A 10,854-nucleotide genomic window follows, 5' to 3' on the forward strand; every position below is an offset into this window, starting at 1 on the left:
GCGCCCCGTTGGGGCGCTTTTTGCGTTCTGAGGGGAATGTTTTTTGATTCTTTAAATTGGCGGTTGTGGGTATTCCGGCCGTAATAACTCAGTACCTATATGAACTGAGGTGTACGGCCGGAAGGGCGTTTGTACTCAGCACCGGAGTGCGGTGGCTTCTCTCTCCGATTGGCTTTGTTGAAAACTAAAATTAACGCCAGAAGTGTTTTCTGGCCGTCTCCACTCAGCTTGGTTTCCTGACTATGAAAAACTATACTGGTTAAAACGTCATCAAGGAAGTTAGTGTGTTAAACGTACTTCATTCCAGACAAAAATATCCCTAAGTTTCTAAACTCATTTATCCGTTACAAGTTTGCTCAATTCAAGCAACTCAATAAGTTTATTGTTCAACAACTGTTCAATTCACCTCTAAAATAAGCATTTTAGCCTAAAATAAAATCACAATTACAGCTGAAAACCCCATAAAAACCTGAAATAATTAGCACACCAATCCACGCATTAAATAAAATAAGAAGTATCATGCTTTTTTATCTGTATATCATCGGTATTACCGCAGAATCAATGACTGGAGCGCTCGCTGCGGGTAGAAGCAAAATGGATATTTTTGGCGTTATCATTATCTCTGCCGTCACTGCCATCGGCGGTGGAACCGTGCGGGATATCATTTTAGGTCACTATCCTTTAGGTTGGGTGGCCCATCCGGAATATGTATTGATTGTTGCAACCGCCTCGGTGATGACCGTAGCAACATCACGCATCATGATCTATTTACGAAAATTCTTTCTGGTGTTAGATGCCGTAGGTCTGGTGGTGTTCTCTATCATCGGGGCACAGGTTGCGATGAGTATGAATCTGCCCGTTCTGATAGCAGGAATCGCGGGGTTAATTACCGGGGTATTTGGCGGTGTACTGCGAGATCTCTTCTGTAATCGTATCCCACTGGTATTTCAAAAAGAGCTATATGCCAGCGTCTCTTTTGCTTCAGCGATGTTGTATATCGGGCTGAGCCATCTGAATATCATGGCGGATATCGCGGTCATCGCTACACTGATTTTTGGTTTTATCTTCAGAATGTTGGCCATCTTTTTCAAGATTGGTTTACCGGTTTTCAGCTATCAAATTGATGACTAACGCTGGTATCAATGAATACCGTTTTTTAATAAGCGGTATTCATTCACTTAGCACACGCCAACAGAGTCGCGCTCCACTAATTCAGGCGTCAGTTCAAGGGTACGTGGTTCGGTGATCTGTTTTTCTAAGCGTTGCATTAACGTATCGATGGCCAGCTTCCCCAATGCATCGGTTGGCTGATGAATGGTAGTCAGTGGCGGTGACATAAATTTTGCCAGTTCAATATCATCGTAGCCAATAACCGCAATATCCTGTCCTACCTTTAATCCGGCCTGATTTATCGCCAGATAGACGCCAACCGCCATAGCATCATTACAGGTGAAGATGGCCTCCGGAGGCTCCGGCAGCATTAATAATTGCTGCATTGCCTCAAGACCACCGGAAAACTCAAAGTTACTAAAAATCTGACAGGCTTCTGGCGCAGTTAATCCTGCATTTTCCATGGCCTGCTGGTAACCCTGTAAACGGCGACGAGCCTGAGTGTTATCCTGCGGTCCGGTAATACAGGCAATTCGATGATAACCTCGGGAGATAAGATACTCTGTCGCCAGTTTGCCACCGATTAACGAGTTATCCTGAATGGTATCGCAGACTCCGTTAAACGGCGCCCAATCCATCATCACTACCGGTAAATTAGGATAATAACGAAAGAGCACTTCAGAAATGGGGTTACGGTCATTGCACATTAAAATCAGCCCATCAACCCGACGCTGTAACAAGGTTTCCAGGCTACTTCCCATTCGTTCGGTATTGCCTTCGGTGTTACACAGAATCAGACTGTAACCGCGCTCATAGCAGCTCTCTTCAACACCCCTGACTACCTCAGCATAAAACGGGTTATTACTGGAGGTCAGAAGCATACCGATAGTGCGCGTCTCTTTGGCTTTTAGGCTACGGGCTACCGCCGAAGGCGAGTAATTAAGTTCAGCAACGGCAGAAAGAATCTTATCCCTGACGGGTTGGCTCACAAAGCGATTATTGTTAATCACATGAGACACCGTTGATGTGGAAACGCCCGCCAGACGAGCTACATCTTTCATCGTTGCCAAAATACTACCCCTGTCTGGTTGCTAAAAAAGCATCGATCTCTTTACGCCACGGCACGGAAGGCTGTGCTCCCCGACGCGTTACCGCGATAGCCGCAGCTGCATGACCAAACTTAACTGCCTGATACAATTCCTGACCTTCAAGCATTGCCGTAATCAAAGCGCCGTTAAACGTATCGCCCGCAGCAATGGTATCAACAGGTTCAACCTTATAGCCTTCAATCAGGCTACCAATGCCATCAATACTTACCCAGGCGCCACGGCTGCCCAAGGTAATAATCACCTTACGAATACCTTTCGCATGTAATAATCCGGCGGCGTTGTTGGCATCGTCACTGTTAACAATGGTGATACCCGTTAACTGTTCCGCTTCCGTTTCATTAGGCGTAATAATATCGATATTAGCCAACAGCTCATCCGATAGTTCACGGGCCGGAGCAGGATTAAGGGCAACCAGCGTGTCGTTCTGCTTCGCCAGTTTGGCGGCTGCCAGAATGGTTTCCAGCGGTGTTTCCAGTTGCATTAGCAGCACATCAGCATCAATAACTTGCTGACGGTATTTATTCAGATAATCGGGGGTAACCGCTGCGTTAGCGCCTGCATCAATAGCAATGACGTTTTCGCCTTTGCCGTTAACAAAAATCATGGCAACACCGGTATTAGTACCGTTGATGCTCTCAATGGGTTGGATATCAATATTATCCAGCTTCAACTGTCTGCACACTTGCTTGCCGATATCATCATCGCCTACACAAGCAATAAAGGTGATATTGGCACCGCTGCGGCCTGCGGCCACGGCCTGGTTAGCGCCTTTGCCACCAAATGAAATTCGGTAGTCTTTGCCGGTAATCGTTTCACCCGGGCGGGGAAATTCATTCACATTAAGAATGTGGTCTGCATTAATACTTCCCAGCACCACCAGTTTATTCGCTGACATCGTCGCCCCCTTGGGAAAGATCACGCGGTAAAATCGTATTTACCGCGTGTACAACATACTGATAACGTTATGCCTGCCTACAGGCTTATTCGGTGATCAGTTTTAATGCCACAGGATTGCTTGCTTCGACCTTCTCGCCTTTCAGGATCTTGTCAGCAACTTCAACGCCCATGCTACCAATCAACTCTGGCTGTTGAGCAATGGTTGCGCCCATACGGCCGCTTTTCACTGCTTTAATGCCATCGTTAGTACCATCGAAGCCAACAATCAGTACATCTTTCTTACCGGCGGTTTGCAGTGCACGCATTGCACCCAGTGCCATTTCATCGTTCTGAGCAAACACCGCCTGAACATCAGCATGTGCGGTCAGCAGGTTTTGCATAACGTTCAAACCTTTAGTACGGTCGAAGTCTGCTGGCTGACTGGCTAACAGCTTAAATGGATGGTCAGTCATGGATTGCTTAAAGCCTTCACCACGTTCACGCGCAGCAGACGTTCCGGTGATACCTTCTAACTGGATGACTTTGGCATCATTACCTAATTTCTTGGCGATGAACTCACCGGCCATTTTACCACCGGCGACGTTATCAGAAGCCACATGGCTGGCAACTTCACCCTTATTCGCAGCGCGATCCAGAGTTACCACCGGGATCTTAGCTTTGTTAGCCATCATTACTGCGTTACCCACAGCATCAGAATCCGTTGGGTTGATCAGCAGCAGTTTGGTGCCGCGAACGGTGAGGTCCTGCACATTACCTAACTCTTTAGCCGGGTTATTCTGTGAGTCCAGTACGATCAGGTTATAACCCAATTCGTCGGCTTTCTTCTGAGCACCATCCTTCATAGAGACGAAGAATGGGTTATTAAGCGTAGAGACTACCAGCGCAATGTTATCCTTCGCCATCGCACCAGCACTGACAGAAAGGGTTAACGCGGTAGCAGAAACTAACATAGCCAGCTTTTTCATATTCATCTTCATTATTCCTGTATAAAAAGGTTATTTACTGCTTCTGTTTTCTACTAATACCGCCAGTAAAATGACGGCGCCTTTCACTATCATTTGGAAGTAAGCAGATACGCCTAACAAGTTGAGCGCATTGCTCAGGAATCCCAGAATCAGAGCACCAATTAATGTACCGGTGATCCGCCCTTTTCCTCCCGCCAGACTGGTTCCCCCCAACACAACCGCGGCAATGGCATCTAATTCATAGCCAAGACCTGCCGTTGGTTGCGCTGAGGATAAACGTCCGACTTCAATAATGCCTGCCAGCGCGGTTAACATACCGCACAGTGCATACACTATAATTTTAACCCGATCAACGCTGATACCTGACAAACGCGTTGCCGACTCATTACCACCCAGCGCGTAAATATAACGCCCCAGACGAGTATGATTCAGTAAGTACCAGGCGCCAACAAATACGATAACCATAATCCAAATCGGTGCCGGAATGCCTAACGGACGACCTACGCCAAACCATTCAAAAGCTTCAGCCGAATCGGTAAAGCCCAGGTTTATTGGACTACCTTCCGAGTAGACCAGCGTTGCGCCACGCAGCATTAACATCATCACCAGCGTGGCAATAAACGCCTGCACTTTGCCCTTGGCTACAATTACACCGGTAATGGTACCAATACCGGCACCCAGCACCAGCGCGCCAGCCAGAGCAACAAAAACGTTTAGCTCAAGACCAACCAGCGAGGCAGCAACGGCACCGGTTAACGCCAGTATCGAACCCACCGACAGGTCAATACCGGAGGTTAAGATCACCAGCGTCATACCCACGGCAATAATGGCGTTTACCGAAGTCTGTTGCAGAATATTGAACAGGTTATCGATAGTAAAGAAGTTAGGGCTAAGAAACGAAACTACAATGATCAAAACGATCAAAGCAATCAGCGATTTCTGTTCAAGCAACCACTCCTTATTGAAGCGACTGGTTGAAGGTGTTTTTGAGGTATTCACTGTGTCTTACTCCTGCGTAACACCGTACTGTTTGCCGACCGCCGCCGCCATCAGTACTTCTTGTGTTGCCTGTTCAATAGGGAATTCGCCGCTGATACGGCCTTCATGCATAACCAGAATACGGTCGCTCATGCCAATAACTTCCGGCATCTCAGAGGAGATTAAGATGATGCTTAACCCTTCTCGTTTAAACTGGTTAATAAGTTGATAGATCTCTTTCTTCGCACCAACATCCACACCGCGCGTTGGCTCATCCAGAATCAGAACGTTTGGACGAGTCATCAGGCCGCGGGCAATAGCAATTTTTTGTTGATTACCGCCGGACAGGAGACCAATGGTCTGCATCATCGATGGCGTTTTAATATTGAATAACTTAATAAAATCACTAACGGCCTGCTGCTCTTCTGCATGCTTAAGGGAGCCCCACTGCTTACTGAAGTAGCGTAATGCGGTAAGGGACATGTTCTCTTTAACTGACATGCCCAGCACCAGACCATCGCCTTTACGGTCTTCTGAAATATAGACGATGCCATTTTTCAGGCCATCCTGTGGGCTATGAATTTTTATTGCATGACCATCAAGAACTACGCTGCCAGAGGTATGAGGCAGCGCGCCGTAAATCATTTTCATTAATTCAGTACGACCGGCACCCATCAGACCGGAAACCCCCAGAATTTCGCTGCGATAAAGATCGAAGCTAACATCATGGACGCCTTTACCAGAAAGGTTTTTCACCTGTAACCGCAAACTACCGCGTGGCTGATCCAGACGAGGGTAGAGATCCTCAAGTCGACGACCCACCATCATTTCAATCAGTCTGTCTTCATCTAAATCCGCTACCGGACGTTCGCCAATGAAAGCACCATCGCGCAGCACCGTCACATCATCGCAAATCTCAAAGATCTCTTTCAGACGGTGGGAAATATAAACGATACCGCAACCCTGAGCCCGCAGCTCATTAATCACATTAAACAGTGAGGCAGTTTCGGTATCCGTTAGCGCATCCGTTGGTTCGTCCATGATGATAACTTTGGACTCAAAGCTCAGTACTTTGGCGATTTCTACCATTTGCTGATCGCCAATAGACAGTTCACTCACCAGACGACGACTGCTGTAACCTACATTTAGCCGACGCAACAGGCGGTCAGCTTCCGCATAGGTTTTCTCCCAGTCAATACGGCCAATAGCGTTAACAAATTCCCGACCAAGAAAGATATTTTCAGCAATGCTCAACTGAGGGATCAGGTTTAGTTCCTGATGGATAATACCAATTCCCGCTTCCTGTGAGGCTTTAGGGCCACTGAAGGCCACCTCTTTACCCAGATATTCGATAGTTCCGGCATCTTTGGTGTAAATCCCGGTCAGTACCTTCATCAGGGTTGATTTACCAGCACCGTTTTCTCCCAGCAGTGCCATCACTTTGCCGGGATAAACGCTAAGGCTGGCACCAGATAACGCCTTCACACCCGGGAAGGATTTATCGATACCGTTAAGTTTAAGCAGAGGTTGCATAGGAGTACCTCAGAACACAACGCCGGAGCACAGAATAATATTGGCGTAAGGGGAACATTCCCCCGTACGTACTATGGCTCGGCTGTGATGGGATAAAGCCTTAAACTGTTCATGGGAGACATACTCCAGCGCAATAACATTGCCCTGATGCTGTTCCAGCTGTTTAAGACGGGTCAGCAACGCTTGATGAATATGCTGGTTTTTTTCTTTGATTTCATTGGCAATAATCGCTTTTTCAACCTGCATCTCATCCGTTACGGTATCAAATACCTGTAAGAATGAAGGCACGCCAAGTGTCAGTGCTAAATCAATACGCTCAACGGATGCAGGAATGGGTAAACCCGCATCGCCGATAGTCAGCGTATCGGTGTGCCCTAACTGCGAAATCACGGAAGAGAGCATGGAGTTAAGCAGCTTACCTTTTTTCATTTATCCCACCTTGTGTTGAACTGATTTGGCGGTTTTACCGTCATCGAAACGTTTCGTTATTATCGGGAGTATTAGAAAAATCGTCGGGGAAAGCAAAAGGATTTTGGAAAAATTGTGACCTTTATCGAAACGTTTCGATTTATAGCCAATGCCCACCGCAGCTGAAACGGTTAAGTCTGAATTGAGCTATTTCACCCCAAAGTCAGATTTACCAGAAGTATAGTTGGATAATTTATGTTCAGGGCTGAAAAAAGAGTGGCTGGAGTTATCACATTGTTTATCACACTAAAGATTCGAAAAAAAAGTACTATCCAATCCGGTGAATAAATCCATAGCCCCATACCGGGTGCCATCTTGTCCAGGTATCATCCAGTTCGCCAGATTACCTTTCTGATCGACTTCCAGTCCTCCCTGAATACAGGCATCCACGTGACCACCACGGATCAGAGCAAAAGAAAAGGCGCTGTCGAATGTTGAGCCTCCGGAAATAATTCCACATGGTTAACTACCCGCATTAGCCAAATCAGGGTCGGGATTAACTTCATCTGCCGGGCTGATACCTAAAAAGCCATTTTCCGATTGCAGAACAATATCCACATCGTCAGGCACACCAGCATAGGCAGGTCGATGCCCAGGTTCACGATATCACCGTCGCCGATGAAGCCAGTATTCAGTGGGGGTTTGATTTTATGGTCGGTGTGATGTGTAACACTTTTTCGGAAGTCGATCGTATTGGGGGGCTGTCGCAACAGCTCTGTTCAGAGGAGGATAAAGAACAGGCCTGTGAATACTTACTCTCATTTATTGTTGCAGGTTTGGAGCGTTTAGTCGCCAATAATAAACAGAATCTCAGCCATAGCCTGTCGGTGCTTAACTCCCTCAATCCTCTTGATAATACGCCCGAAAAATAAACCCACCCAATATCGTTTTGACATCAAGTGGGTTAATACTACTTACGAACTAAACTTCAGGCCAATGATACCGCCGATAATCAGACACAGGCTGATTATTCTCATCACACTGGCTGACTCTCCCAGTAAGACAATTCCCGTTATTGCCGCACCAACGGCACCAATACCTGTCCAGACGGCATAAGCCGTTCCCACTGGCAAAGTTTTCATGGCATTTGCCAACAAGAAAACGCTGGCGGCCATTGCCACAGCGGTAATAATACTGGGGGTTAAACGGGTAAACCCGTGACTATATTTCAAACCGATTGCCCATACCACTTCCAGCAAACCGGCAATAAACAGAATAATCCAGGCCATAATAGGTACTCCCCTGATACTTTGGGGTCGTCCCCTGAAATGATGACGCGTGGTCGGGTCGTCCCAACCAGCCAAGAAACCAATGCGACCAATCTTATTTCCATAAATCCTGAAATAAAACCGTCAGGCTTCGCAATTATACCATGATTTTATTTCTGAACATGAAGAACACCGCACCCAGCAAGCATAAGCCAGCCCAAATATAGTCGGTACGGAACGGTTCTTTAAGTATGTACATGGAAAAAGGAATAAACACCGTCAGACTGATCGCTTCCTGAATAATCTTTAGCTGACCTGCACTGGCAACTTCATAGCCAATACGGTTAGCCGGCACCTGTAGCAGATATTCAAACAGTGCAATGCCCCAACTGACTAATGCAGCAATCACCCAGGTTTTACTATGAAAATATTTCAGATGCCCATACCAGGCAAAGGTCATGAACACGTTGCTTAGCGTCAACATGCAAACAGTGATAATCAATGATGACATGGCGGCTTACCCTGATGACAGAATAACCTGAGAAATTAACTTCAGCTGGCCCCTCGTTCAATTGCACTACCAACATGACGGATATCTTCTCCGAAACCACGGATGGTGTTACAACCACTGAGCGCTGAAACCACAACCAGTGATAAAAAGATAGCACTAACAGCTTTAAACATGCCAAACCCCTTTATCGTCAGAATTGTTTTGTCTTGCTAAAACAGATAAGGCCGTAAAACGGCCTTATGCTGGCGATTAAGAAAATTACTTAACGCGAGATACGTATTCGCCAGAGCGAGTGTCAACTTTAATCACTTCGCCTAACTGAACAAATAATGGAACTTTAACTACCGCGCCGGTAGATAGCGTTGCCGGTTTGCCACCGGTACCCGCAGTGTCACCTTTCAGACCTGGGTCAGTATCAACGATTTCCAGTTCAACGAAGTTAGGTGGCGTTACCGCGATTGGTGAACCATTCCACAGGGTCAGAATACATTCAGCCTGTTCAACCAACCATTTAGCGCTGTCACCAACGGCTTTTGCATCCGCAGCTAACTGCTCAAAGGTCTCATTGTTCATAAAGTGCCAGAAATCACCATCGTTATATAAATAAGTCAGGTTCATATCCATCACGTCAGCACCTTCTGCACTATCGGTAGATTTGAAGGTTTTTTCTAATAACTTACCAGAAATCAGTTTACGCAGACGAACGCGAGCAAAGGCCTGACCTTTACCTGGTTTCACAAATTCACTTTCAATAACGGCACAAGGTTCGCCGTCTAGCATGATTTTAAGACCCGGACGGAAATCGTTGCTAGAATAAGTCGCCATGATGGTCCTCTTTCTTGATTAATTAGGTAGCTCAGCTAAAAATGGCGCACATTGTAACCTATAACACCGCAACTAGAGAAGGATGGTTGCAACAGTTATCGGATGTTATTACCGATCCTGAAGAATTATTACGTTTTTTATCTCTTGAGAATCACCCTGAACTACGTGCCGGTATAGAGGCGCGTCGTCTGTTTGCCTTGCGTGTTCCCCGGGCATTTGCTGCCAGAATGAAAAAAGGCGATGCCAGCGATCCTTTATTACGCCAGATCATTACGCTGCAAGATGAGTTTTTTGAAGCACCAGATTACAGTGTAGATCCTTTAGAAGAACAAAGCGCAGCCGTCCCTGGTTTATTACATAAATATCATAATCGGGCTCTGCTGTTGGTTAAGGGTGGCTGTGCTGTTAACTGCCGATACTGTTTCCGTCGCCATTTTCCCTATCATGATAATCCGGGTAATAAAGAAAGCTGGAGAAATGCGTTGGATTATCTTCGCCAACATACTGAGCTGGACGAACTGATTTTTTCCGGTGGAGACCCCTTAATGGCCAAAGACCATGAACTGGACTGGCTAATAACAGAAGTGGAAAAAATCCCTCATCTACAACGCTTACGTATTCATTCTCGCTTACCTATTGTCATTCCGGACAGAATAACCGATGAGCTATGCCAGCGTTTTTCCCGTTCGCGTCTGCAAATCATTTTAGTTACCCATATTAATCATGAAAATGAGATTGATGCTGAGGTAAAAAACAGCATGCAAAAATTAAAAAACATTGGAGTAACCTTATTAAATCAAAGCGTATTATTGAAAGGCGTCAACGACAATTGCAATACATTGGTTAATCTAAGTAATGCATTATTTAATGCAGGAATATTACCTTATTATCTCCATGTTTTAGACAGAGTTCAGGGAGCCGCACATTTTATGGTAGATGATAATCAGGCCCGACATATTATGCGAAAAATGTTGGAAACAACATCCGGTTATTTAGTTCCTAAACTGACGCGTGAAATTGGTGGGCAACCCAGTAAAACCCCAGTAGACTTGAATATAATCAATTGATAAACAACCATAAAAATGATTATTGTCATTTGAAGGAATGTTCAATAGTAAATGGATTTTTTCGGTCGTGACGCATATTTAGTGTTGTGGTATTCTTCGCCCTTTGGATGATTGATGGCAAAGATTGATGTAGTTTGTCCCCGCTGTTCTGAAACGAGTGATGTGATCCGAAACGGTCATTCC

The 10,854-nt window shown here is 45.9% G+C and carries 14 protein-coding genes and 1 pseudogene; 4 read left to right on the forward strand and 11 right to left on the reverse strand.

Annotated elements, in window-relative coordinates:
• Positions 1–516 precede the first annotated feature (516 nt).
• Positions 517–1,131, forward strand: a complete 615-nt coding sequence (locus tag LPW36_RS16780) for a trimeric intracellular cation channel family protein (protein ID WP_230611684.1) — start codon at positions 517–519, stop codon at positions 1,129–1,131.
• A 47-nt stretch (positions 1,132–1,178) separates the two neighbouring features.
• Here the strand turns inward: LPW36_RS16780 and rbsR are convergent, their stop codons facing one another.
• From rbsR to LPW36_RS16815, 7 genes and pseudogenes are all read right to left on the reverse strand, one after another.
• Complete coding sequence (gene rbsR / locus LPW36_RS16785; RefSeq protein WP_230611659.1) at positions 1,179–2,180, reverse strand: ribose operon transcriptional repressor RbsR; 1,002 nt, start codon at positions 2,178–2,180, stop codon at positions 1,179–1,181.
• A gap of 4 nt (positions 2,181–2,184) precedes the next feature.
• Positions 2,185–3,114, reverse strand: a complete 930-nt coding sequence (gene rbsK / locus LPW36_RS16790; RefSeq protein WP_230611662.1) for a ribokinase — start codon at positions 3,112–3,114, stop codon at positions 2,185–2,187.
• Positions 3,115–3,199: 85 nt separating this feature from the next.
• The gene (gene rbsB, locus LPW36_RS16795; protein WP_230611664.1) at positions 3,200–4,087 is read right to left on the reverse strand and encodes a ribose ABC transporter substrate-binding protein RbsB; all 888 of its coding nucleotides are present in this window, start codon (positions 4,085–4,087) and stop codon (positions 3,200–3,202) included.
• A 24-nt stretch (positions 4,088–4,111) separates the two neighbouring features.
• Positions 4,112–5,080, reverse strand: coding sequence for a ribose ABC transporter permease (gene rbsC / locus LPW36_RS16800; protein ID WP_230611666.1), 969 nt, complete (start codon positions 5,078–5,080; stop codon positions 4,112–4,114).
• Positions 5,081–5,086: 6 nt separating this feature from the next.
• Positions 5,087–6,592, reverse strand: coding sequence for a ribose ABC transporter ATP-binding protein RbsA (gene rbsA, locus LPW36_RS16805; protein WP_230611668.1), 1,506 nt, complete (start codon positions 6,590–6,592; stop codon positions 5,087–5,089).
• 9 nt (positions 6,593–6,601) lie between these two features.
• Positions 6,602–7,021 (reverse strand): D-ribose pyranase, encoded by a 420-nt coding sequence (gene rbsD / locus LPW36_RS16810; RefSeq protein WP_230611671.1) that lies wholly within the window; start codon positions 7,019–7,021, stop codon positions 6,602–6,604.
• Positions 7,022–7,336: 315 nt separating this feature from the next.
• Positions 7,337–7,707 (reverse strand): annotated as a pseudogene (locus tag LPW36_RS16815) (CoA-transferase); the annotation flags it as partial.
• Between the two features lie 15 nt (positions 7,708–7,722).
• Here LPW36_RS16815 and LPW36_RS16820 point away from each other — a divergent pair.
• Positions 7,723–7,932 carry a hypothetical protein gene (locus LPW36_RS16820; protein ID WP_230611672.1) on the forward strand — a complete coding sequence of 70 codons (210 nt, stop codon included), beginning with the start codon at positions 7,723–7,725 and terminating at the stop codon, positions 7,930–7,932.
• A 42-nt stretch (positions 7,933–7,974) separates the two neighbouring features.
• On the opposite strand, the gene sugE is transcribed toward LPW36_RS16820, so the two are convergent.
• From sugE to efp, 4 genes are all read right to left on the reverse strand, one after another.
• On the reverse strand, positions 7,975–8,289 hold the full coding sequence (gene sugE, locus LPW36_RS16825; protein ID WP_230611674.1) for a quaternary ammonium compound efflux SMR transporter SugE: 315 nt from the start codon (positions 8,287–8,289) through the stop codon (positions 7,975–7,977).
• 136 nt (positions 8,290–8,425) lie between these two features.
• Positions 8,426–8,779, reverse strand: a complete 354-nt coding sequence (locus LPW36_RS16830) for a DMT family protein (RefSeq protein ID WP_230611676.1) — start codon at positions 8,777–8,779, stop codon at positions 8,426–8,428.
• A 41-nt stretch (positions 8,780–8,820) separates the two neighbouring features.
• Complete coding sequence (locus LPW36_RS16835; RefSeq protein ID WP_230611678.1) at positions 8,821–8,952, reverse strand: entericidin A/B family lipoprotein; 132 nt, start codon at positions 8,950–8,952, stop codon at positions 8,821–8,823.
• A gap of 85 nt (positions 8,953–9,037) precedes the next feature.
• Entirely contained in the window at positions 9,038–9,604 is a 567-nt protein-coding gene (gene efp / locus LPW36_RS16840) for an elongation factor P (protein WP_230611680.1), read from the reverse strand.
• A 41-nt stretch (positions 9,605–9,645) separates the two neighbouring features.
• Here efp and epmB point away from each other — a divergent pair, with 41 nt between their 5' ends.
• Both epmB and LPW36_RS18025 read left to right on the forward strand, forming a co-directional pair.
• Positions 9,646–10,671 carry an EF-P beta-lysylation protein EpmB gene (gene epmB, locus LPW36_RS16845; RefSeq protein WP_230611682.1) on the forward strand — a complete coding sequence of 342 codons (1,026 nt, stop codon included), beginning with the start codon at positions 9,646–9,648 and terminating at the stop codon, positions 10,669–10,671.
• A 114-nt stretch (positions 10,672–10,785) separates the two neighbouring features.
• A partial coding sequence (locus LPW36_RS18025) for an IS1 family transposase (protein WP_420844810.1) occupies positions 10,786–10,854 on the forward strand: 69 nt, incomplete at its 3' end.

Origin of the sequence: Limnobaculum eriocheiris, assembly GCF_021010575.1 — a bacterium.
Classification (GTDB): Bacteria; Pseudomonadota; Gammaproteobacteria; order Enterobacterales; family Enterobacteriaceae; genus Limnobaculum; species Limnobaculum eriocheiris.

Bases quoted from the DNA above. Each gene is read 5' to 3' on its own strand.
- rbsK (WP_230611662.1), bottom strand. From the start codon at position 3,114: ATGTCAGCGAATAAACTGGTGGTGCTGGGAAGTATTAATGCAGACCAC.
- rbsB (WP_230611664.1), bottom strand. From the start codon at position 4,087: ATGAATATGAAAAAGCTGGCTATGTTAGTTTCTGCTACCGCGTTAACC.
- rbsA (WP_230611668.1), bottom strand. From the start codon at position 6,592: ATGCAACCTCTGCTTAAACTTAACGGTATCGATAAATCCTTCCCGGGT.
- rbsD (WP_230611671.1), bottom strand. From the start codon at position 7,021: ATGAAAAAAGGTAAGCTGCTTAACTCCATGCTCTCTTCCGTGATTTCG.
- LPW36_RS16820 (WP_230611672.1), top strand. From the start codon at position 7,723: ATGTGTAACACTTTTTCGGAAGTCGATCGTATTGGGGGGCTGTCGCAA.
- sugE (WP_230611674.1), bottom strand. From the start codon at position 8,289: ATGGCCTGGATTATTCTGTTTATTGCCGGTTTGCTGGAAGTGGTATGG.
- LPW36_RS16830 (WP_230611676.1), bottom strand. From the start codon at position 8,779: ATGTCATCATTGATTATCACTGTTTGCATGTTGACGCTAAGCAACGTG.
- LPW36_RS16835 (WP_230611678.1), bottom strand. From the start codon at position 8,952: ATGTTTAAAGCTGTTAGTGCTATCTTTTTATCACTGGTTGTGGTTTCA.
- efp (WP_230611680.1), bottom strand. From the start codon at position 9,604: ATGGCGACTTATTCTAGCAACGATTTCCGTCCGGGTCTTAAAATCATG.
- epmB (WP_230611682.1), top strand. From the start codon at position 9,646: ATGGCGCACATTGTAACCTATAACACCGCAACTAGAGAAGGATGGTTG.